This window comes from Micromonospora avicenniae (genome assembly GCF_900156065.1).
Taxonomy (GTDB): Bacteria; Actinomycetota; Actinomycetes; order Mycobacteriales; family Micromonosporaceae; genus Micromonospora; species Micromonospora avicenniae.
In genome coordinates this window covers 237371-258391 of record NZ_FTNF01000005.1, presented here as the reverse complement: position 1 = coordinate 258391, position 21021 = coordinate 237371, and the positions used below count along the sequence as shown (strand labels likewise).

The following is a 21021-nucleotide window of genomic DNA, read 5'->3' as shown; positions in this document are numbered from 1 at the left end:
ACTATTTCCGTGTCGCAACGTGATCTTCGGGCCGAGCCCGTGCCGCAGCCTGCAGGGACGGATCCGACGGGGAGCGCGGCGTTGTCCACAGGGCCAGCGCCGCGACCTCGTCGTCCGCCAGCCTGTACGACATGCCGAAGTCTCCCCGCCGTCCGCCCCAGCTACGCGGTCGGATCTTCCGCGGCTCCGCCGCCATCTCCCGCGGCCTGCTGACCCGCAACGACCTGCGCAGCTCGGCGTGGCGACCGCTCTTTCGTGACGTCTACGCCGACGCACATCTCACCATCACGCATCGGACCAGGTGCCTCGCGGTCGGACGTTGGCTGACCCCACCCGGCACGGCGATCGCCGGCCTGTCCGCGGCGGCCCTCTACGGGGTTGGGACGGTGCCGCCGGATCAGCCGATCGATGCGCTCGTGCCGGCCGGCTCGGCCGCGGGCACCTCCGGTGGGCGGCCGTCCGGACGGCCGGAGAGCACCCGCGCGAGTCCACGGCGCGGCCCCATGGCGGGGCTGCGCGTGCACCATGGCGAAATTGTGCCGGCGGACGTGGTCGACCGGGCCGGAATCCTTGTCACCTCGCCAGCCCGGACCTGCTGGGACGTCGCCCGCTGGCTCGACGTCGTGGAAGCGGTCGTCGTCATCGACGGTCTGCTGGCCCGCCGGCTCACCGACGTGGCGGCGCTCCGGGAGTACGCACTGGCCCGAGCCGGACGCCGGGGCTGGCGGTCGCTGCTCCGCGGCGCCGACCTGGCCGACGCCGGGGCGGAGTCGCCGCAGGAGTCACGCGCCCGCGTCCGGCTGGTACTGGCCGGTCTCCCCCGCCCGCAGACCCAGTACGTCGTGGCTGAGGCGGGGCGGTTCATCGCCCGGCTGGACCTCGCCTGGCCGGAATTCAAGGTCGCGGTCGAGTACGACGGGCTCTGGCACGACGACCCCGAGCAGTTCCACCGAGACCGGCGACGGTTGAACCGCCTCCTCGGCGGGGATTGGATCGTCCTGCACCTGACCGCCCGACGACTCCGGGACGACTTCGCCGGCTTCGTGGTGGAGGTGCGGGCTGCGCTCCGTTCCCGTGGCCTCCGCGGCCACGCCTGATCACCAGGCAGCCACACCGCACTGCCGAGCGACCACTGCAAGATCGCGCTAGAACAAGGAAGTAGTGGCCTCCCAATCGCAGGGAGGCCACTACTTCGTGGATATAGCGCGATCTTGCAATGCGCCACGCGCTCAAAGCGTCGGTAGGGCGCGCGGAGGCGGGGGTCGGCGGATCTTTGGGGGTCAGGCGGTGAGGTACTTCTGGAGGTCGTCGAGGATCTTGTTGGCGGCGCCGACGCCGATGCCTGTCATCCAGACCTCGTCGGGCACGACGTACACCTTGTTGGCCTTGACCGCCGACAGGTTCTTCCAGAGACTGCCGCCGGTGACCTGGGCCTGCTCCGCGGCGGCCTTCTCGCCGAACGCGGTCACGAAGATGACGTCACCGTCGACCTCGCCGATGCGCTCGGGACTGACCTCGTCGAAACGCTTGTCGTCCTTGTTCGCGAGCAGCTGCCGTTCCGGGCGGGGCAGCCCGGCGTCACCGAGCACGATGCCGGAGAAGGATTCCGGACCGTAGACGCGGATGCTGCCGGGGCGGAAGCGGACGATGGAGATCTTCTGCTTGGCGGCGTCGCCCAGCTTGGCGCCGAACTCCTTCGCCCGGGTCTCGTACTGGGCGAGCAGGTCCTTGGCCTCCTGCTCCTTGCCGAGCGCCTTGCCGTCGAGGAGGAAGTTCTCCTTCCAGGTGATGCCCACCTTCTCCGTGAAGACGGTCGGCGCGACGGCGGAGAGCTCGTCGTAGAACTTCTCCTGGCGGAACTTGCTGCCCAGGATGAGGTCCGGCTTCAGTGCGTTGATCGCCTCGATGTCGGGTTCGCTGATCTGGCCGACGTCCTTGATGCTGGCGAGCTTGTCCGCGCCGAAGTAGGTCGGCCAGCCCTTGGCCTCACCGGTGTTGGTGGCCCCGACCGGGGTCATCCCGAGCGACAGCATCGTGTCGATCTTGTCGCTGTCGAGCACGACGACGCGCTGCGGGTGGGCCGGCACCTTGGTGGTGCCCATGGCGTGGGTGATCTCCCGGGTGTCCCCGCCGGCGGTGGTCCCGGCGACCGGGTCGCTCTCACTGCACGCGGTGAGTCCGACGCCGAGGGCGACGGCCGCGGCGAGGGCGGCGACGAGACGACGACGCATCAGTGTCCTTCCGAAGGATACGAACCGGCGAGAGCGTTTTCGCTGCCGGCTGGGGTGACACCGGTGGATCCGGTGGGTGAGGTGGCATCGAGGGCCGACGGGGCGGCACCGGACGGCACGACCGTCGTGGTGGCCAGGGTGGGGCTGGTGAGCGCGGGCACCACCAGCGGCGCCCCGGTCACCGGGCAGGGCACGACCACGCAGTCCAGCCCGAACACCTCGCGGACCAGGTCCGCGTCGAGGATCTCGCGTGGCGGCCCGGCGGCCACCACGGCGCCGGCCCGCATGGCGACCAGGTGGTCGGCGTACCGGGCGGCCTGGTTGAGGTCGTGCAGCACGGCGACCACGGTCCGGCCCCGCTCGACGCGCAACCGGTGCAGCAGGTCCAGCACCTCCACCTGGTGGGCCAGGTCGAGGAAGGTGGTCGGCTCGTCCAGCAGCAGCGCCTCGGTGTCCTGGGCGAGGGTCATGGCGATCCACACCCGCTGGCGCTGGCCACCGGAGAGCGTGTCCACCGGCCGGTCCGCGAGGCCGGCGACGTCGGCGAGGACCATCGCCCGCTCCACCGCGGCGCTGTCCTCCTCCGACCACTGCCGCCACCAGCGCTGGTACGGCTGCCGCCCGCGACCAACCAGGTCGGCGACGGTGACCCCCTCGGGCACCAGGGGACTCTGCGGCAGGACGGCGAGCCGCCGGGCGACCTCCCGGGTGGGCAGTTCCTGGATGGCCTTGCCGTCCAGCAGCACGCTGCCGCTGCGCGGGGCGATCAGCCGGGCCAGCGTCCGCAGCAGCGTCGACTTGCCGCAGGCGTTCGGCCCGACGATCACGGTGAACGCGTCGGCGGGCAGTTCCAGGTCCAGCCCGTCCAGCACGGTCCGCTCGTCGTAGCCGGCGACCAGGTCGCGGGTGGAGAGCATCACGCCTCCCGAAGGGTGGTCGACGAATAGGGATGGGGAAGGCCAGTCACGACGACCTCTTACGGCCGCGGAGCAGCAGGTACATCAGGTACGGGCCACCGATGGCGGCGGTCAGCACGCCGGCCGGCAGTTGCGTCGGGGCGAAGAGTCGCCGCCCGGCGAGATCGGCCAGCACCAGCAGCAGCGCGCCGAGCAGCGCGGCGCAGACAAGTGGTGGACGTTCGGAGCGGACGAGCCGGCGGGCCACCTGCGGTGCCACCAGCGCCACGAAGTCGACCGCGCCGACCTGGGCGGTGACCATCGCGGCGACGAGCACGCCGGCGCCGGCGAGCCCGATCCGGCGGGCCACGGGGCGCAATCCGATGCCCCGGGCGGTGTCGTCGTCGAGGGCGCTGCTGTTCAATGCCCAGCCGGCCCAGGCCAACACCGGCAGCAGCACGAGCAGGGCGCCGCCGATCCAGGCGGCCTCGGCCCAGCCCTTGCCGGCCAGAGTGCCGACCAGCCAGATCTGGGCACGCTGCCCGTCGATGGCCTCGGCAGTGATCATGACGATCTCGGTGAGCGCCCGCAGTGCGAACGCGACCGCCACACCGGCCAGCACGAACCGCTGCGCGGCCAGTCCGTGCCGCGCGCCGAGGGCGAGCACCACGACGGCGGCGACCAGGCCACCGGCCAGCGCCGCCGGTGCGACCACCACCGCCGCCGCGCCACTGGTCAACGCGATGGTCGCGGCGAGGCCGGCGCCCTGGGTGATGCCGATGACGTCCGGGCTGGCGAGCGGGTTGCGCGCCACGCTCTGGATCAGCGTGCCGGCCACGCCGAACGCCGCGCCGGCCACCGCGGCGAGCACCACCCGGGGCAGCCGCAGGTCGAGGACGACCAGGTCGTACGGGGTGCCGGCGCCGGAGAGCGCGTGCAGCACGTCGGCCGGGGCGACGTACGGGGTGCCGAGGGAGAGACTCAGCACGGCGGCCGCGGCGAGCAGCACCACGAGGACGGCGGCGACCAGCACCGAGCGGCGGCGGATCTGCAGGCTGAGCGGACCGAGCCGCAGCAGCGAGCGGCCGGGCAGGCGAGCGGCGACGGACGGAGTGGCGACGGGTTCGCCGGTCGTCGCGGCGACGGTCCGAGCACGGCTGGGGGCGGTCACGCGGTCACCACCTTCGCGCGGCGGACCAGGATGGCGAGCAGCGGCGCGCCGATCAACGCGGTGATGATGCCGGCAGGCACCTCGCTGGGTGGGTCGACGAGCCGGCCGACGATGTCGGCACCGAGCAGCAGGGCCGGCCCGAGCAGCGCGGAGACGGCGAGGGTCCAGCGGTGGTCGGCGCCGACCAGAGCCCGGGCCAGGTGCGGCACGGCCAGGCCGACGAACGCGATCGGCCCGGCGGCGGCGACGGCCGCGCCGGTGAGCAGGACGGCGGCGACGCCCCCGCCGAGACGGACCAGGCCGATGCGGTTGCCGAGGCCACGCGCCACGTCGTCACCGAGGGCGAGCGCGTCCAGGCCGCGGGCGACCAGCGCGGCCAGCACGAGCCCGGCGAGCAGGAACGGCAGCACCTGCACGGCGACGGACACGTCCCGCCCGGTGAGCCCGCCGACCACCCAGAAGCGGTACGACTCGAAGGTCTGCACGTCGGTGCTGAGCAGCGCGTACACCACGGAACCGAGGCTGGCGTCGAGGGCGGCGCCGACCAGCGCGAGGGTGACCGGGCTGGCGCCCTCGCGGGTGCGGGCGGCCACGGCGAAGACCAGCAGCCCGGCGAGGAACGCGCCCCCGATGCCGAACCAGACGTACCCGGCGAGCGTGCTCACGCCGAAGACGGAGATGGCCAGCACCACGCCGAACGAGGCGCCGGCGCTGATGCCGAGGATCCGTGGCTCGGCCAGCGGGTTGCGGGTGAGGGCCTGGAGGAGTACGCCGGCGACGGCGAGCGCCACGCCGACGACGAGACCGAGGGCGGTCCGGGGCAGGCGCAGCTCGCGGACGATGGTGCTCGCCTCGCCGCCGTCCGGCGACACGAGGGCGTGCCACACCTGGTCGACGGGGAGCTGCCGGCTGCCGAGCGCGAAGCTGGCAAGCACGGTGAGCAGCAGCACGAGCGCGGCCGCGACGGTGACCGCGATCCGGCGCCCGCTGCGGGTGCCGGTGCGGTTGCCGGCCTCGACCGGCCGGCTGAGAAGGGTGGTCACGAAACTCCTGCGGTTACGCGCTTAGGTTCGCCTTACCTTAGCCGACTCAGGTTAGGCGCACCTAACGGTGGCCCTATATCGAACCTCGTTGACCTGCGCGTACGTCGCGAACCCGGTACCAGCGGGGACGTACGCCCCTAGGGTGGGGAAATGCGATACGACCAGCACACGGTCGTCCTGCTGGCGCAACCCACCGACGCCCCGCAGTTGCCGCCGGAGGCGTTCGACCGGTTGCACGCCGCGCATCTGGCCCACCAGTCCGGACTGGTGGAGCAGGACCTCGTCCTCGCGGCCGGACCCTTCGTGGAGGCGGACGACGAACGGCTCCGCGGCTTCGTCGTACTCTCCGTGCACCCGGACATGGCGCGCGAGCTCTTCCACAACGACCCTGCGGTGCGTGCCGGGCTGCTGGAGGTGCGGGTGATGAGCTGGATGGTCCCGGAGGGCATCATCCGGTTCGAGGGTGTGCCGGTGCCGCGTTCGATGCTCGAGGCGGCGGCCGGGGACTGAGCGCGCGACCGGGCCGCGCCTTGCCTGTGCCGGGTCAGTCGCCGGGCCGCGGCGCGGGCACCGGGTCGATCTGATGATCGGCCCAGACGTACGTCTCGGGAAGCAGGTCGCCGATCGGCACGACACGCAGCCCGTCCGCCGGGCCGACGATCACCCGGATCGACGGGAAGTAGTCCAGGAGCACCTGCCGGCATCGCCCGCACGGCGGGATCACCCCACGCCCCCGGTCCCCCACCGCGACGATGGTCTCCAGCTCGGTGACGCCCTGGGTGGCGGCGGCGCCGATCGCGACCACCTCCGCGCAGGGTCCGCCCGTGAAGTGGTAGACGTTCACCCCGGTGAAGACCCGGCCGTCGGCGGACCGGGCCGCGGCGGCGACCGTGTGGTTCTCGCTGCGGCAACGCAGCTTGGCGACGGCTGTCGCCGCCTGCACCAGCGCCCGGTCGGTGTCCCGCATCTCCATATCGCCCCCCGTCGTCGTCCGGCGGCCACTCTAACCGGGCCGGCTGCCGAGACCCGGCCGGTGGTCGGCCGCCCGGTCGCGGCGGATTCCTCGCCACGGGAGGATCTTGGCGGCGCAGACGGGGCAGGGCGGGGGTGTCTCGACGAGCGCGATACCCCGGAGTCATCAATATGCCTGTGCGGTATCAACGCAGCGGGTCAGCCCCGCGCCGGGCGGGCGCTCCTGAGGCGCCAGCGCGCATCGACGCGGGGCTCGGCCCGGTTGGAGCGGGCCGGACGGTAAACCAGGAGGCGGCTTCCGGGCGGCGGCCTATTCTTGGCGACGACATGCAGAATCCAGCCGTACCCGCCGCTCCTGACACCGTCCGGGAGCTGCACCGCCGCCTCGCCCCCCTGATGTTCCGCGACCAGCGCAGACTCCAGCGTCGGCTGGACGGCGTCCGCAAGCTCCGCGACCCGCAGCGGCGGGCCGCGGCGCTGACCGAGATCGCCACCGAGGTCGAGCGGGCCGAGCAGCGGCTCGCCGACCGGCGGGCCGCGGTGCCGACGATCACGTATCCGGCCGGCCTGCCGGTGAGCGAGCGCAAGGACGACCTCGCCGCCGCGATCCGGGACCACCAGGTGGTGATCGTGGCCGGCGAGACCGGCTCCGGAAAGACCACCCAGCTGCCCAAGATCTGCCTGGAGCTGGGGCGCGGGATCAACGGGCTGATCGGGCACACCCAGCCGCGGCGGCTGGCCGCGCGTACGGTCGCCGACCGGATCGCCGACGAGCTCGGCACCGAACTGGGTGACGTGATCGGCTACAAGGTCCGCTTCACCGACCAGGTCGGCGACCGCAGCCTGGTGAAGCTGATGACCGACGGCATCCTGCTCGCCGAGCTGCAGACCGACCGGATGCTCCGCCAGTACGACACCCTGATCATCGACGAGGCGCACGAGCGCAGCCTCAACATCGACTTCATCCTCGGCTACCTGAAGCAGCTGCTGCCCCGTCGCCCCGACCTCAAGGTGGTCATCACCTCGGCGACCATCGAGACCGACCGCTTCGCCCGGCACTTCGCCGACGCCGGGGGCAATCCCGCGCCGGTCATCGAGGTCTCCGGACGGACGTACCCGGTGGAGGTGCGGTACCGGCCGCTGGTCGAGGTCAGCGAGTCGGACGAGGAGGACGGGGACGAGGAGAACGTCCGCGACCAGATCCAGGCGATCGGCGACGCCGTCGAGGAACTGGCCGCCGAGGGCCCGGGCGACATCCTGGTCTTCCTCAGCGGCGAGCGGGAGATCCGCGACACCGCCGACGCGCTGAGCCGGCTGGTGGAGAAGAAGCCGCTGCTGCGTGGCACCGAGATCCTGCCGTTGTACGCCCGGCTCTCCGCCGCCGAACAGCACCGCGTGTTCGCCCCGCACGGCGGGCGGCGGGTGGTACTGGCGACCAACGTGGCGGAGACCTCGCTGACCGTGCCCGGCATCAAGTACGTGGTCGATCCCGGCACCGCCCGTATCTCGCGGTACAGCAACCGGCTCAAGGTGCAGCGGCTGCCGATCGAACCGGTCTCGCAGGCGTCGGCGAACCAGCGCAAGGGACGCTGCGGCCGCACCTCGGACGGCATCTGCATCCGCCTCTACGACGAGCAGGACTTCCTCTCCCGACCGGAGTTCACCGACCCGGAGATCCTGCGGACGAACCTGGCCTCCGTGATCCTCCAGATGACCGCGATCGGGCTCGGCGACATCGCCGCGTTTCCGTTCATCGAGCCGCCGGACCGGCGCAACATCACCGACGGCGTCAACCTGCTGCACGAGCTGGGCGGGTTGGACCCGACCGAGCCCGACCCGGCGAAGCGGCTCACCCCGCTCGGGCGCCGGCTGGCGCAACTGCCCGTCGACCCGAGGCTGGCCCGCATGGTGGTCGAGGGTGAGCGCAACGGCTGCGCCACCGAGGTCATGGTGATCGCGGCGGCGCTGTCGATCCAGGACCCACGGGAGCGGCCGGCCGACAAGCAGGCCCAGGCCGACCAGGCACACGCCCGGTTCACCGACCGGGAGTCGGACTTCGTGGCGCTGCTGAACCTCTGGCGCTACCTGCGGGAGCAGCAGCGGACCCTGTCCTCCAGCGCCTTCCGCCGGATGTGCAAGGCCGAGTACCTCAACTACCTGCGGGTACGCGAGTGGCAGGACATCGTCAGCCAGCTGCGCCAGGTGCTGCGTACGCCCGAGGAGGGCCGGGGTCGTGGTGGGCGACCGGCGCGGGAGGCCGGCGCGACCGACGGCGGCCGGCGTGGCGGCGGCGCGGACCTGCCGGAGGAGATCGACACCCCGAAGGTGCACCAGTCGCTGCTGGCCGGGCTGCTCTCCCACGTGGGCCTGAAGGACGCGCAGAAGAACGAATACCTCGGCGCCCGGGGCGCGAAGTTCGCGCTCTTCCCCGGCTCGGCGCTGTTCCGCAAGCCGCCGCGCTGGGTGATGGCCGCCGAGTTGGTGGAGACGTCCCGGCTCTGGGGCCGGATCGCCGGCCGGGTCGAGCCGGAGTGGGTGGAGCCCCTCGCCCAGCACCTGGTGAAGCGCAGCTACAGCGAGCCGCACTGGGAGAAGAAGCAGGCGGCCGTGATGGCCTACGAGAAGGTGACCCTCTACGGCGTCCCGCTGGTCACCTCGCGGAAGGTCAACTTCGGCCGGATCGACCCGGCGCTCAGCCGGGAGCTGTTCATCCGGCACGCGCTCGTCGAGGGCGACTGGCAGACCCACCACCAGTTCTGGCGCGACAACCAGCGCCTGCTGACCGAGATCGAGGAGTTGGAGAACCGGGCCCGGCGGCGGGACATCCTCGTCGACGACCAGACGATCTTCGACTTCTACGACGCGCGCATCCCCGCCGACGTCGTCTCCGGCCGGCACTTCGACGCCTGGTGGAAGCAGGTCCGGCGGGAGCGGCCCGACCTGCTCACCTTCACCCGCGAGCTGCTGGTCAACGAGGGCCGCGGCGGGGTCGACGAGGCCGACTACCCGGACGAGTGGCGGGCCGACGGGGTGGCGTTGCCGCTGACCTACACCTTCGAACCGGGTACGGCCAGCGACGGCGTCACGGTGGACATTCCGCTGCCCCTGCTCAACCAGGTGCCGGCGGAGACCTTCGACTGGCAGGTGCCGGGGCTGCGTGAGGAAATGGTCATCGCGCTTATCCGCTCACTGCCCAAGGCGCTGCGCCGCAACTTCGTCCCGGTGCCCGACTACGCCCGGGCGGCGCTCGCCGCCATGCCCGCCGGCGAGGAACCGCTGCTCGACGCCCTGACCCGCCAGCTGCGCCGGATGACCGGGGTCACCGTGCCCCGCGACGCCTGGGAACCGGCGAAACTGCCGGCGCACCTGCGCGTCACCTTCCGGGTGCTCGGCGAGGACGACAAACCGGTCGCCGAGGGCAAGGACCTGCCGGCGCTGCAACGGCAGCTGAAGACCGAGGTACGGCAGGTGGTGGCGGCCGCCGCGCCGGACGTGGCCCGCACCGGGTTGCGCGAGTGGAGCATCGGCACCCTGCCCCGCACCATCGAACAGGTCCGGGCGGGGTACGCGGTGACGGCGTACCCGGCGCTGGTCGACGAGGGCGCCACCGTCGGCGTACGGGTCTTCGACTCGGCGCCCGAGGCGGAGGCGGCGCACTGGGCGGGCACGCGGCGGCTGCTGCGGCTGACCGTGCCGTCACCGGCGAAGTTCCTCCAGGGGCGGTTGTCCAACGAGGCGAAGCTGGCGCTCAGCCGTAACCCGCACGGCGGGGTGCAGGCGCTCATCGAGGACGCGGCCGGCGCGGCGATCGACAAGCTGGTCACCGACGCGGGCGGCCCGGCCTGGGACGCCGACGGCTTCGCCGCGCTGCGCGAACGGGTCCGCGCCGACCTGATCGACACGGTGGTCGAGGTGATGGAGCGGGCACGCCGGGTGCTCGCCGCCGCGTACACGGTGGAGCAGCGGCTCGGTGCGACGAAGAACCTGGCGGTGGTGGCCGCGTTGGCCGACATCCGCAACCAGCTCACCGGGCTCGTGCACGACGGGTTCATCACGGAGGCCGGATACGCGCGCCTGCCCGATCTGCTGCGCTACCTGACCGCGATCGAGCGGCGGCTGGACCGGCTGCCGGGCAGCCCGCAGCGGGACAAGCAGCAGCAGGACCGGATCGCCGTGGTGCAGAAGGAGTACCAGGACATGCTGGCGGCGCTGCCGCCGGCGCGGCGGCAGTCGGCGGCAGCCCGGCAGATCCGCTGGATGATCGAGGAGCTCCGGGTGAACGTGTTCGCCCAGGCGCTCGGTACCCCGTACCCGGTGTCGGAGCAGCGCATCTACCGAGCCATGGACGAGGCCGAGGGTCGCTGAAACGGGCCCTGATCGGGTGGTGTGGTGTGGGGCGGAGCGGGAACACGCTCGCCCTCGCGTGCCCGTCCGGGCGCGCCGCCGGGTGAGGAGAACGGCTCGTGCCCACAGCCTCCACGTCCCTCGGGTCGGCCACCGGAACCGGTTCCCGGCCGACCCGCACGCCGGCCGTCGCCCGAATCGCCGGTCTGTTCGGGGCCGGGGTGGCGATGCTCCTGTTCGGCGTCCTGCACCTGCCCGGGCATCCCGTCGACCCGGTGCGGGACACGGTCAGCGACTACGCGCTGTCGCGTCACGGTTGGCTGTTCAACGTGGCCGTCCTGACGCTGGCCGCGGGTTCGGCGCTGCTGCTGGCTCCGGCGCTGCGCGGGCCCGGACGGTCGATCGCCCGGTGGAGAAGGCCGCTGGCAGTCGTGGGGCCGGCCGGGCTGCTCGCCTGGTGCGTGGGGCTGGTGGTCCTGGTCGTCTTTCCCCGCGACCCGGTCGGCGTGGCGGTGACCACCACCGGGGACATCCACCGCTGGGCGGCCGTCGCCGCCCTGTCCGGCCTGCCGGTGGGCGCGCTGCTCGTCGCCGTACGGCATCCGGGCCGCCTCGCCCGCGCGGTGGTCGCGGGCGCGGGTGTCTGCGTGGTGGCGCTGATCCCTTTCGTGGCCGCCTATCTGGTGGGTTCGCCGCTGCGCCCGTACGTCGGTCTGCTCGAACGCCTCGTCTGCCTCGGTGAGGTCTGCCTGCTGATCCTCGTCGCCCATCTGCGGTGCGGCGGCGGGGTCGCGGGGGTCTACAGCGGTTCGACGCCCGGTGGGAGTTCGCCCTCGGCGGTGGCGTCGCGGACGTACTCCAGCAGGATGCGGCGCAGCTCCCGACCGGCGTTGGTCGGCACCACGTCGCGGCGCCGGGCCACCGCGATGGTCCGGGTCACGCCCGGCGGGGCGAGCCGCGTGATGCGTACGCCCGGGCGGCGGGCGACGACGATGCCCGGCACCAGCGCGATGCCCAGCCCGGCCTCGACGAAGCTCAGCACGGCGTCCATCTCGCCGCCGTCGACGGCGAACGTCGGTTCGAAGCCGGCCGCCCGGCACGCCTGAATGGTGGCGTCGCGCAGGTCGTAGCCCTCGCGGAACATCACCATCGGCCGGTCGCGCAGGTCGGTGATGCGCAGCTCGTCGGCGTCGGCGGGGGTCCCCGGTTCCGCCACGGAGGCGACCACGAGGCTCTCCCGCAGGATCGGGTCGACGCGCAGCCCCGGGTCCGCGCCCTGGCCCGGCATGATGATCAGCGCGAGATCCAGGTCGCCCCGAAGCAGGTCACGGACCAGGTCCTGGGAGCCGCCCTCCTCCACCCGCAGGTCCACCGCGGGGTGCGCGTCGCGGAACCGGCGCAGCACCGGCGGGGCGAGCGAGGTGGCCAGGCTGGGGGTGGCGCCGAGGCGGACCCGCCCGCGCCGGAGCCCGACCAGTTCCTGCACCTCCCGGGTGGCGGTGTCGACGTCGGCGAGGATCCGTCTGGCCAACGGCAGGAGCACCTCGCCCGCCGCGGTGAGAGCGATGTTGCCTCTTACTCGTTCGAAGAGCGGGGCTCCCAGGTCGCCCTCCAGAGCGTGAATTTGCTTACTCAGCGACGGCTGGGTTATGCCGACGATGTCGGCAGCCTGGGTGAAATGTCGTACTTCGGCCACCGCTACGAAGTACCTCAGCTGGTGCAGCTGCATGCCCATAGCCTACGGCTATCAAGACTGCGCTGTCGATGCATTGGACGACTGATCGAACTACTCCTAGCGTCGGCCCTGTGGTAGTCACGACGACGAGAACCCGGTCGCCGATCCGCTCGAACGTCGGCCTCAAGGCCGTCATGGCGGTGTCAGGCATCTTCTTTGTGCTGTACCTGGTCGCGCACATGATCGGAAACCTGAAGGCCTTCGCGGGCCAGCCGGCTTTCGACCACTACGCGCACTGGCTGCGCGACATCGGCAAACCGCTGCTGCCGGGTGTGTGGTTCCTCTGGATCCTGCGCGGCGCGCTGACGGTGTCCGTCGTGGCGCACATCTGGTCCGCAAGCGTGCTGGCCCTGCGGGCGCGCGCCGCTCGCCCGGTCCGGTACGCGCACCGGCCCAAGGTCCAGGGCAGCTACGCGGCCCGCACGATGCGCTGGGGTGGCGTGATCATCCTGCTCTTCGTGATCTACCACCTGCTGGACCTGAGCGCCGGCACGTTGAACCCGGTCGGCAGCAGCAGCAAGCCGTACAGCAACGTCGTGGCCGACTTCGCGCCGGAGCGCTGGTACGTCACGCTCTTCTACACCCTGGCGATCGTCACGCTGGGCTTCCACCTCCGGCACGGTGTGTTCAGCGCGCTTCGCAGCCTGGGACAGCAGACGCCCAAGGGTGAGCGATGGGCACGACTCTCCGCGCTGGCCGTCGCCGTCGTCATCTGCGGCGGCTTCCTGGTGATCCCGTTCGCCGTACTGACCGGATTGGTGTCCTGACCATGGATCTTTTCACCGAGGGCGACCCGATCGCCGACACCAAGGCTCCTGACGGACCGATCGAGACCCGCTGGGAACGCCACCGCTTCGAGTCCAAGCTGGTCAACCCGGCCAACCGCCGGAAGATGACCGTGATCGTGGTCGGCACCGGCCTGGCCGGCGGCTCGGCCGCCGCCACGCTCGCCGAGCAGGGCTACCGGGTCAAGTCCTACTGCTACCAGGACAGCCCGCGCCGGGCCCACTCGATCGCCGCGCAGGGCGGCATCAACGCCGCCAAGAACTACCGCAACGACGGCGACTCGGTGTACCGGCTCTTCTACGACACCGTCAAGGGCGGCGACTTCCGCTCCCGCGAATCGAACGTGCACCGGCTGGCCGAGGTCTCCGTCAACATCATCGACCAGTGCGTCGCCCAGGGCGTGCCGTTCGCCCGCGAGTACGGCGGCCTGCTGGACACCCGGTCCTTCGGCGGCGCCCAGGTACAGCGCACCTTCTACGCCCGGGGCCAGACGGGCCAGCAGCTGCTGCTCGGCGCGTACCAGGCGCTCGAGCGGCAGATCGGCCTGGGCAACGTGGAGATGAACGCCCGGCACGAGATGCTGGAGCTGATCGTCGTCGACGGCAAGGCCCGGGGCATCGTGGTCCGGGACCTGGTCACCGGCGAGATCACCACCGAGTTCGCCGACGCCGTCGTGCTCGCCTCCGGTGGCTACGGCAACGTCTTCTACCTCTCCACCAACGCCAAGGGCTGCAACGTCACCGCCACCTGGCGGGCGCACCGCAAGGGCGCGTACTTCGCCAACCCCTGCTACACGCAGATCCACCCGACCTGCATCCCGGTCTCCGGCGACCACCAGTCGAAGCTGACCCTGATGAGTGAGTCGCTGCGCAACGACGGCCGGGTGTGGGTGCCCAAGGCCAAGGGCGACGACCGCAACCCGAAGGACATCCCCGAGGACGAGCGGGACTACTACCTGGAGCGGATCTACCCCTCCTTCGGCAACCTGGTGCCCCGCGACATCGCCTCCCGGGCCGCCAAGGCCGTCTGCGACCAGGGTCGCGGTGTCGGCCCCGGTGGGCTCGGCGTCTACCTCGACTTCGCCGACGCGATCGGCCGGCTCGGCCGCAAGGCCGTCGAGGCCAAGTACGGCAACCTCTTCGAGATGTACGAGCGCATCACCGGCGAGGACCCGTACGAGGTGCCGATGCGGATCTACCCCGCGGTGCACTACACGATGGGCGGGCTGTGGGTCGACTACGACCTGCAGTCGACCATCCCCGGCCTGTTCGTGATCGGTGAGGCGAACTTCTCCGACCACGGGGCCAACCGGCTGGGCGCGTCCGCGCTGATGCAGGGCCTGGCCGACGGCTACTTCGTGCTGCCGAACACCATCGCCAACTACCTGGCGGCCGGCCCGTTCGAGAAGGTCGACGAGAGCCACCCGGCGGCGGCCGAGGCCCGGCGGGACGTGGAGGACCGCCTCCAGCGGCTGCTGGCGGTCAACGGCGACCGGACCGTCGACTCGTTCCACCGCGAGCTGGGCCAGATCATGTGGGACCACTGCGGCATGGAGCGCACCGAGGCCGGGCTGCGCAAGGCAATCGACGAGATCCGCGCCCTGCGCGACCAGTTCTGGCAGCGCGTGCGGGTGCTCGGCGACGGCGAGGGGCTCAACCAGTCACTGGAGAAGGCCGGCCGGGTGGCCGACTTCTTCGAGCTGGCCGAGCTCATGTGCATCGACGCCCTGCACCGCGAGGAGTCCTGCGGCGGCCACTTCCGGGCCGAGCACCAGACCGAGGACGGCGAGGCCCAGCGCGACGACGAGCACTTCTCGTACGTCGCGGCCTGGGAGTTCACCGCCACCGGCCAGCCGTCGGTGCTGCACAAGGAAGACCTGCAGTTCGAATACGTCCACCCCACGCAGCGGAGCTACAAGTGAACCTGACCCTGCGCATCTGGCGCCAGACGGGCCCCGAGGACAAGGGTCGGATGGTGACCTACCAGGTCGACGACGTCTCCCCGGACATGTCGTTCCTGGAGATGCTCGACGTGCTCAACGAACGCCTGATCCTCGCCGGCGAGGACCCGGTGGCCTTCGACCACGACTGCCGCGAGGGCATCTGCGGCATGTGCGGCATGATGATCAACGGCATGGCGCACGGGCCGCAGCGCGGCACCACCGCCTGCCAGCTGCACATGCGGCAGTTCAAGGACGGCGACACGATCGACATCGAGCCGTGGCGGGCCCAGGCCTTCCCCGTGGTCAAGGACCTGGTGGTCAACCGCAGCGCGTTCGACAAGATCATCGCGGCCGGCGGTTACATCACCGCGCCGACCGGCAGCGCCCCCGAAGCGCACTCGATGCCGGTCCCCAAGTCCGACGCGGACGCGGCCTTCGAGGCGGCGGCCTGCATCGGTTGCGGTGCCTGCGTGGCGGCCTGCCCGAACGGCTCCGGCATGCTCTTCACCGCCGCCAAGATCACCCAGCTCTCGCTGATGCCGCAGGGCCAGCCGGAGCGGTACACCCGGGTGATCGGCATGGTCGACGCGCACGACGAGGCCGGCTTCGGCGGCTGCACCAACACCGGTGAGTGCACCGTGGCCTGCCCGAAGGGCATCCCGCTGAACACCATCGGCCGGCTGAACCGGGACTTCCTCATGGCCACCAAGAAGGCGGCCGGCAAGCCCGGTTCCTGACCGGACGGTACGTACGACGGGCCGCCGCACCCTGGAGGGTGCGGCGGCCCGATCCGTCTCCCCGCCCGGATTCGACCCGGCCGGCCGGACGCCACCGGTCAGGGCAGCTGGCCCGGCCGGTCGACGATCGCGACGCGCAGCAGCGCGTCCGCCGACTGCAGCGACTCCTTGCCGTTGCGGATGACAGACCCCCGGTTGCCGAGGTAGACGTGGGTGTCCCGGTCGAAGATCAAATCCTCGTTGCCACCGATCACCCCGGGCATCCGGATCGCCACCCCGTGCCGGCCCGCGGCGTCCACCACGTCCCCCGACATGACGACCGCTCCCGGCTGCCGCGCCAGCAGTTCGAAGAGCGCCGCCAGCGCTCGGGGCGGCACGTAGCCGCGGAGCATCGACCGCGCCGTGGTGTACGCCATGCTCTCGTCCCCGTACACGGCCTGCTCGTCGGCGCCCTCGGGCAGGTGCAGGTCGACCGGGTGTTCCCGAAGGTATCGGAGCAGCTCGGCCGGATCGGTGGGCAGGTCGCCGTGGTACGCGGGCGACGGGAGTTCGTCGAGCTCCCTGCGGGGATCCCCGGGATCGATCGGGCGGATCACCCGCAGCTCGCTCCACCCGTCCGGTCCGGTCTCCGGGCGGTACCGGGCCTGCGTGTGCGCGATACCCCCGGCTGACTGCCACAGCTGCGCACGCGCGGTGATGTACGGGCCGCTGTCCGGCAGCTCCCGGGTCGTCGTCAGAAGCTCCGTGAAGACGTACTGGTCGGGCCGGGCGGTTAGCTCAGGCTGTTGCCGGGCGGCGTCGGCGGCGAGCCGGAAGATCTCCGCCGCGTCGGCCGTGGGCGGCGGCCGGTCGCCCACCCCGATCGCCTGGACCGCCAGACCGCCGGCGGTCAGCGCGACCGCCAGCCCGAACACGCCGATGAGCCGTCGGCCGCGCAGGAACCGCACGCGGCTGCCGGCCCGGCGGGCCACCGGAACCGTCTCGGCCCGCTGGGCGACATGTGCCTTCAGATCCGTGAGGAGCCGCTCCTCGAAACCGTGCGGCGACTGTTCTGTCCTGGTCATGGCGTCATCTCCGTTCTCATCAGGCGAGGGTGGCGGCCGGTCGGGCGAGCACGGCGCGAACGCTGCGACGGGCACGGTGCAGGCGGACCCGGGCGGCGACCGGGGACAACCCGAGCGCGGCAGCCGCCTCCGTGACGGTGAGGCCGTCGACGGCGACGAGTTCGACGAGCGCGCGGGTCTCCTCGGGCAGCTCGCTCAGCGCCCGATGGGTACGACGGGCCGCCGACTCGGCGTCGATCCGCTCCTCGATGCGGGCGATGTCGTCGGCGTCCAGGTCCCGTCGTCCGGCCATCCGCCCGGTCACCCGCAGCCGTCGGGCCGCCCGCCGCCGCTCGTCGGCGATCACGTTGCGGGCCACCCCGAACAGCCAGCCGATCTCGCTGCCCCGGTCGGCCCGGTAGCCGGCCGCCGACTCGATCACCGCGAGGAACACGTCGGCGGTCAGGTCGGCGGCGAGGTGCGGGTCGTCCACCCGCCGTGCCACGAATCGGCCGACCGCCGCCACGTGGCGGCGGTAGAAGGCCTCGAAGGCCACTGGATCGACTCCGATGCGGGAGACGTCGCCCTCCGCTGGGTCAGGGTCATGCACTGGCCGTCCTCTCTGGTAGCCGTTACTCCTCTTCTTCGTCCGGCGGAGCACGGCCGTTACCGGATCAGGCCTGGTCGGAATCCTTCCGGTTCAACTCCGCGCACCCGGGTAGCAGTGCGGGGAGAGTTCTGGAGGGAACCGGACATGAAGGCACTGACCTGGCAGGGCAAGCGGGACGTACGGGTGGAGGAGGTGCCCGACCCGCGGATCGAGGAGCCGACCGACGCGATCGTACGGGTCACCTCGACCGCGATCTGCGGCTCGGACCTGCACCTGTACGAGGTGCTCGGGCCGTACCTGAAACCGGGCGACGTGCTCGGGCACGAGCCGATGGGCATCGTCGAGGAGGTCGGCACCGGCGTGACCCGGCTCAAACCGGGCGACCGGGTGGTGGTGCCCTTCAACATCGCCTGCGGGGCCTGCTGGATGTGCCGGCGCCAGCTGTACGCGCAGTGCGAGACCACCCAGGTCCGCGCCGAGGGCAAGGGCGCCGCGCTGTTCGGCTACACCTGCCTCTACGGCTCGGTGCCCGGCGGCCAGGCCGAGTACCTGCGGGTGCCGCACGCCGAGTTCGGCCCGATCACCGTCCCCGAGGGCGGCCCGGACGAACGCTGGCTCTACCTCTCCGACATCCTGCCGACCGCCTGGCAGGCGGTGAAGTACGCCGACACCCCGCCCGGCGGCACGCTCGCCGTCTTCGGGCTCGGCCCGGTCGGGCAGTTCTGCGCCCGGGTCGGCCGGCACCTCGGCGCCGGCCGGGTGATCGGCCTCGACCTGGTGCCGGAACGCCTGGAGCTGGCCCGCCGGCACGGCGTTGAGGTGCTCGACGTACGCGAGATCGACGACGTGCCGGGCACGCTGATCGACCTGGTGGACGGGCGCGGCCCGGACGCGGTGATCGACGCGGTCGGCATGGAGGCGCACGGCTCCCCCACCGGCAAGCTCGCCCAGGCCGCGGCCGGCCTGCTCCCCGACCGGCTGGCCCAGGCGATGACCGACCGGGTGGGCGTGGACCGGCTCAGCGTGCTGCATGCCGCGCTGAAGTCCGTCCGCCGCGGCGGCACCGTCTCGCTCTCCGGCGTCTACGGCGGCGAGATGGATCCGATGCCGCTGATGGAGATGTTCGACCGGGGCGTGCAGCTGCGGATGGGCCAGTGCCACGTACGCCGCTGGGTCGACGAGATCATGCCGTTGCTGAGCGGTGACGGCGATCCGCTCGGCGTGACGGACCTGCGTACCCACCGGCTGCCGCTGCAGCAGGCGCCGGAGGCGTACGAGATGTTCCAGTCCAAGCGGGACGGCTGCGTGAAGGTCGTGCTCGAACCGTGAGCCGGGTCGTGGTCGCCGTCGGCGCCAGCAGCGGGATCGGTCGGGTGGTCGCCCGGGAGTTCGCCCGGCGCGGCGACCGCCTGGTGCTCGCCGCCCGCGCTCCGCAGGCCCTCGAAGAGGTACGCGCCGAGTGCGCCGCCGAGGGCGCAGAGGCGCTCGTGGTGCCGACCGACATCACCGCGCCCGGCGCGCTGGAGGCGCTCGCGGCCGCGGCCGTCGACCGGTTCGGCCGCATCGACGTCTGGGCGCACACAGCGGCGGTCACCGCGTACGGCCGCTTCGACCTGCTGCCGGGGCGGGTCTTCGACCAGGTGGTCCGGACCGACCTGCTGGCGGCCGCGGAGGCGGCCCGGGTGGCGCTGCGGCACTTCCGGTCCACCGGTTCGGGCACGCTCGTCCTCACCGGATCGGTGCTGGGGCACATCACCGCGCCCTACATGAGCTGCTACGTGGCCGCGAAGTGGGGACTGACCGGCCTGGTCCGCTCCCTCCAGCAGGAGGTGCGCGACGCCCCCGACATCCACGTCTGCCTGGTCAGCCCCGGCAGTGTCGACACCCCCATCTACCAGCGGGCGGCGAACCACCTCGGCCTGGTCGGCCGGCCACCGCCACCGATCGCCGCGCCGGAGAGAGCCGCCCGGGCCATCGTCGGGTGCGTCGAACGGCCCCGCCGCGAGGTGTCGGTCGGCCGGCTCAACCCGTTGATGCGGCTCGGCTTCACCTGCCTGCCCGGCCTGTACGACGTACTGGTGGGGCCGCTGATGCGGCGGCTCGGCCTGGCCGACGAAGCGGTGGCCGCGCACGACGGGGTGGTCTTCACCCCGGATCCGGGCAGCGAGTCGGTACGCGGCGGCTGGTTGCCCGACCTCGGTAACGTCCTGCACACCGCCGCCACGCTGCCCGCAACGATAGGCGCGCGCGTGCTGCGACGGGCGCGGTGAGCAGTAGCCGGTATCACGTTCGTCGATCGATTCGCCTAGTGTGGTGGGCCGGGAACCACTCCGGTGCACCACGACGGGAGAAACGATTGACTATCAGGGTTAACCGCAGGACCGCGCTCGGGCTCGGCACGGTGGCCACCGCCGGCACAGTGCTGGGCACGGCCGGGCCGGCGTCCGCCAGGAGCGGCGACCCGGAGCCGGGCCTCACCACCGAGGCCGCCGGCTCCCCGGAGCGGGTGGCCGCCCGGGTGGCGGAGGCGTACGAGCGGGAGACGGCTCGGGCCGGCGGGAACTGGCAGGCGTACATCAGCGTGGCCGGCGCCGCCGGCGGCGCTCCGGTGGTGGCCGTGGCGGACGCCCCCGATCAGCGGCTCGAGGCGTACAGCGTCAACAAGATCGCGGTGGCCACGGCGGTGCTCGACAAGGTGGACCGGGGTCTGCTCGCACTGGACCAGCGGCTGGAGGTGACCGCCGAGATCGTGGTGCCGGGCGGTGACGGCATCTTCAGCCTCGACAACGCCTACCCCAGCTCGGTCACCCTCGGGCACGCCCTCACGGCCCTGCTGACGGTCTCCGACGACACCGCCGTCCGGCTCTGCGGCCTGGTCTGCCCCGCCGCCGAGTTGAACAGCATCCTGGTCGCCAAGGGCTTCCCGAACACCCAGGTCGAACCGGTGGCCAACCCGAACCGCTTCTTCCTCGGCACCAGCACCCCGCAGGAGACCCACGACCTGCTGCGCGCGCACGTGGCCGGCACCGTCATCTCGCCGTCGTCCACGGCATTCCTGCTCGACGTGTTGCGCTCCCCCATCGCCTTCACCGATGGGATCCGGCGCGTCATGTCGTCGCAGGAGCGGGCCCGCGTCGCCACCAAGGCGGGCTGGTTCGGCACGGCGCGGCACGAGGCGGGTGTCATCTTCGACCCGGCCGGCGCCGCGGTGCTGACGTACGCGCTGTTCGCCGACGGTCAGGCCGACGCCGACGACTTCGGCGCCACGCACCCCGCCGTGCAGGCCCGCGCCCGGCTCGGCCGGATCCTGATTGACGCCACCGCTCACCTCAGCGGCTCGGGCCGGCGACACAGCCCGAGCGCCCGGCGGCCAAGCAACGGCGGTTGAGCCCAGCCGGCCGGCGCCGCGCCACCGGACGTTCCCCGGTGCCGGTGGCGTGGCGACGCCAGGTGACTGTTTCAGGTGAACGGGGACACACCCGATGACTACCGTGTAGGGCGGGAGCGCCGG

At 72.1% G+C, this 21021-nt stretch carries 17 protein-coding genes and 1 pseudogene; 10 read left to right on the top strand and 8 right to left on the bottom strand.

From position 1 onward, the window contains the following. The first annotated feature begins 131 nt into the window (after window positions 1-131). On the top strand, window positions 132-1097 hold the full coding sequence (locus tag BXA10_RS31425) for a hypothetical protein (RefSeq protein ID WP_076470161.1): 966 nt from the start codon (window positions 132-134) through the stop codon (window positions 1095-1097). A 183-nt stretch (window positions 1098-1280) separates the two neighbouring features. On the opposite strand, the gene BXA10_RS10895 is transcribed toward BXA10_RS31425, so the two are convergent. Genes BXA10_RS10895 through BXA10_RS10880 form a run of 4 tightly spaced genes read right to left on the bottom strand, consistent with a single transcriptional unit; the run spans window position 1281 to window position 5341 of the window. After that, complete coding sequence (locus tag BXA10_RS10895; RefSeq protein WP_076470160.1) at window positions 1281-2231, bottom strand: ABC transporter substrate-binding protein; 951 nt, start codon at window positions 2229-2231, stop codon at window positions 1281-1283. Beyond that, window positions 2231-3148 (bottom strand): ABC transporter ATP-binding protein, encoded by a 918-nt coding sequence (locus BXA10_RS10890; RefSeq protein ID WP_084752562.1) that lies wholly within the window; start codon window positions 3146-3148, stop codon window positions 2231-2233. The genes BXA10_RS10895 and BXA10_RS10890 overlap by 1 nt, the downstream gene beginning before the upstream one ends. A 46-nt stretch (window positions 3149-3194) precedes the next feature. After that, window positions 3195-4298 (bottom strand): FecCD family ABC transporter permease, encoded by a 1104-nt coding sequence (locus BXA10_RS10885; RefSeq protein WP_245828207.1) that lies wholly within the window; start codon window positions 4296-4298, stop codon window positions 3195-3197. Next, on the bottom strand, window positions 4295-5341 hold the full coding sequence (locus tag BXA10_RS10880) for a FecCD family ABC transporter permease (protein ID WP_076470159.1): 1047 nt from the start codon (window positions 5339-5341) through the stop codon (window positions 4295-4297). Before BXA10_RS10880 ends, BXA10_RS10885 begins: the two co-directional genes overlap by 4 nt. 150 nt (window positions 5342-5491) lie before the next feature. Between BXA10_RS10880 and BXA10_RS10875 the strand changes: the two genes are divergently transcribed. Continuing rightward, window positions 5492-5851, top strand: a complete 360-nt coding sequence (locus tag BXA10_RS10875; protein WP_076470158.1) for a YciI family protein — start codon at window positions 5492-5494, stop codon at window positions 5849-5851. Window positions 5852-5885: 34 nt separating this feature from the next. On the opposite strand, the gene BXA10_RS10870 is transcribed toward BXA10_RS10875, so the two are convergent. After that, complete coding sequence (locus BXA10_RS10870) at window positions 5886-6308, bottom strand: cytidine deaminase family protein (protein WP_245828206.1); 423 nt, start codon at window positions 6306-6308, stop codon at window positions 5886-5888. Between the two features lie 332 nt (window positions 6309-6640). On the opposite strand from BXA10_RS10870, the gene hrpA reads away from it, so the two are divergent. Both hrpA and BXA10_RS32705 read left to right on the top strand, forming a co-directional pair. Next, window positions 6641-10678 (top strand): ATP-dependent RNA helicase HrpA, encoded by a 4038-nt coding sequence (gene hrpA, locus BXA10_RS10865; RefSeq protein ID WP_076470156.1) that lies wholly within the window; start codon window positions 6641-6643, stop codon window positions 10676-10678. A 98-nt stretch (window positions 10679-10776) separates the two neighbouring features. Then, window positions 10777-11412: pseudogene (locus BXA10_RS32705) on the top strand (DUF998 domain-containing protein); the annotation flags it as partial. A gap of 44 nt (window positions 11413-11456) precedes the next feature. On the opposite strand, the gene BXA10_RS10855 reads toward BXA10_RS32705, so the two are convergent. Then, window positions 11457-12392: a LysR family transcriptional regulator gene (locus BXA10_RS10855; RefSeq protein WP_076470154.1), complete on the bottom strand. Its 936-nt coding sequence runs from the start codon at window positions 12390-12392 to the stop codon at window positions 11457-11459. Window positions 12393-12421: 29 nt separating this feature from the next. Here BXA10_RS10855 and BXA10_RS10850 point away from each other — a divergent pair, with 29 nt between their 5' ends. From BXA10_RS10850 to BXA10_RS10840, 3 genes are read left to right on the top strand one after another with little or no spacing between them, the layout of a single operon-like run. Then, on the top strand, window positions 12422-13159 hold the full coding sequence (locus BXA10_RS10850) for a succinate dehydrogenase cytochrome b subunit (RefSeq protein ID WP_076470153.1): 738 nt from the start codon (window positions 12422-12424) through the stop codon (window positions 13157-13159). Window positions 13160-13161: 2 nt separating this feature from the next. Next, entirely contained in the window at window positions 13162-15099 is a 1938-nt protein-coding gene (locus BXA10_RS10845) for a fumarate reductase/succinate dehydrogenase flavoprotein subunit (protein WP_076470152.1), read from the top strand. Further along, window positions 15096-15857: a succinate dehydrogenase/fumarate reductase iron-sulfur subunit gene (locus BXA10_RS10840; protein WP_076470151.1), complete on the top strand. Its 762-nt coding sequence runs from the start codon at window positions 15096-15098 to the stop codon at window positions 15855-15857. The genes BXA10_RS10845 and BXA10_RS10840 overlap by 4 nt, the downstream gene beginning before the upstream one ends. A gap of 98 nt (window positions 15858-15955) precedes the next feature. Here the strand turns inward: BXA10_RS10840 and BXA10_RS10835 are convergent, their stop codons facing one another. Then, window positions 15956-16921 (bottom strand): CU044_5270 family protein, encoded by a 966-nt coding sequence (locus BXA10_RS10835; RefSeq protein WP_076470150.1) that lies wholly within the window; start codon window positions 16919-16921, stop codon window positions 15956-15958. 19 nt (window positions 16922-16940) lie between these two features. Continuing rightward, a complete protein-coding gene (locus tag BXA10_RS10830) occupies window positions 16941-17510 on the bottom strand; it encodes an RNA polymerase sigma factor (protein ID WP_076470149.1) in 570 nt (189 codons plus the stop codon). Window positions 17511-17654: 144 nt separating this feature from the next. Between BXA10_RS10830 and BXA10_RS10825 the strand changes: the two genes are divergently transcribed. The 3 genes from BXA10_RS10825 to BXA10_RS10815 all read left to right on the top strand — a co-directional run bounded on the left by BXA10_RS10825 (window position 17655) and on the right by BXA10_RS10815 (window position 20898). Continuing rightward, window positions 17655-18839, top strand: a complete 1185-nt coding sequence (locus tag BXA10_RS10825; RefSeq protein ID WP_076470148.1) for a zinc-dependent alcohol dehydrogenase — start codon at window positions 17655-17657, stop codon at window positions 18837-18839. After that, window positions 18836-19780: an SDR family NAD(P)-dependent oxidoreductase gene (locus BXA10_RS10820; RefSeq protein WP_076470147.1), complete on the top strand. Its 945-nt coding sequence runs from the start codon at window positions 18836-18838 to the stop codon at window positions 19778-19780. The genes BXA10_RS10825 and BXA10_RS10820 overlap by 4 nt, the downstream gene beginning before the upstream one ends. Before the next feature lie 86 nt (window positions 19781-19866). Next, complete coding sequence (locus BXA10_RS10815; protein ID WP_076470146.1) at window positions 19867-20898, top strand: serine hydrolase; 1032 nt, start codon at window positions 19867-19869, stop codon at window positions 20896-20898. Window positions 20899-21021 lie beyond the last annotated feature (123 nt).

Bases quoted from the DNA above. Each gene is read 5' to 3' on its own strand.
- BXA10_RS31425 (WP_076470161.1), top strand. From the start codon at position 132: ATGCCGAAGTCTCCCCGCCGTCCGCCCCAGCTACGCGGTCGGATCTTC.
- BXA10_RS10895 (WP_076470160.1), bottom strand. From the start codon at position 2,231: ATGCGTCGTCGTCTCGTCGCCGCCCTCGCCGCGGCCGTCGCCCTCGGC.
- BXA10_RS10890 (WP_084752562.1), bottom strand. From the start codon at position 3,148: ATGCTCTCCACCCGCGACCTGGTCGCCGGCTACGACGAGCGGACCGTG.
- BXA10_RS10875 (WP_076470158.1), top strand. From the start codon at position 5,492: ATGCGATACGACCAGCACACGGTCGTCCTGCTGGCGCAACCCACCGAC.
- BXA10_RS10870 (WP_245828206.1), bottom strand. From the start codon at position 6,308: ATGCGGGACACCGACCGGGCGCTGGTGCAGGCGGCGACAGCCGTCGCC.
- hrpA (WP_076470156.1), top strand. From the start codon at position 6,641: ATGCAGAATCCAGCCGTACCCGCCGCTCCTGACACCGTCCGGGAGCTG.
- BXA10_RS10855 (WP_076470154.1), bottom strand. From the start codon at position 12,392: ATGGGCATGCAGCTGCACCAGCTGAGGTACTTCGTAGCGGTGGCCGAA.
- BXA10_RS10850 (WP_076470153.1), top strand. From the start codon at position 12,422: ATGCATTGGACGACTGATCGAACTACTCCTAGCGTCGGCCCTGTGGTA.
- BXA10_RS10845 (WP_076470152.1), top strand. From the start codon at position 13,162: ATGGATCTTTTCACCGAGGGCGACCCGATCGCCGACACCAAGGCTCCT.
- BXA10_RS10835 (WP_076470150.1), bottom strand. From the start codon at position 16,921: ATGACCAGGACAGAACAGTCGCCGCACGGTTTCGAGGAGCGGCTCCTC.
- BXA10_RS10825 (WP_076470148.1), top strand. From the start codon at position 17,655: ATGAAGGCACTGACCTGGCAGGGCAAGCGGGACGTACGGGTGGAGGAG.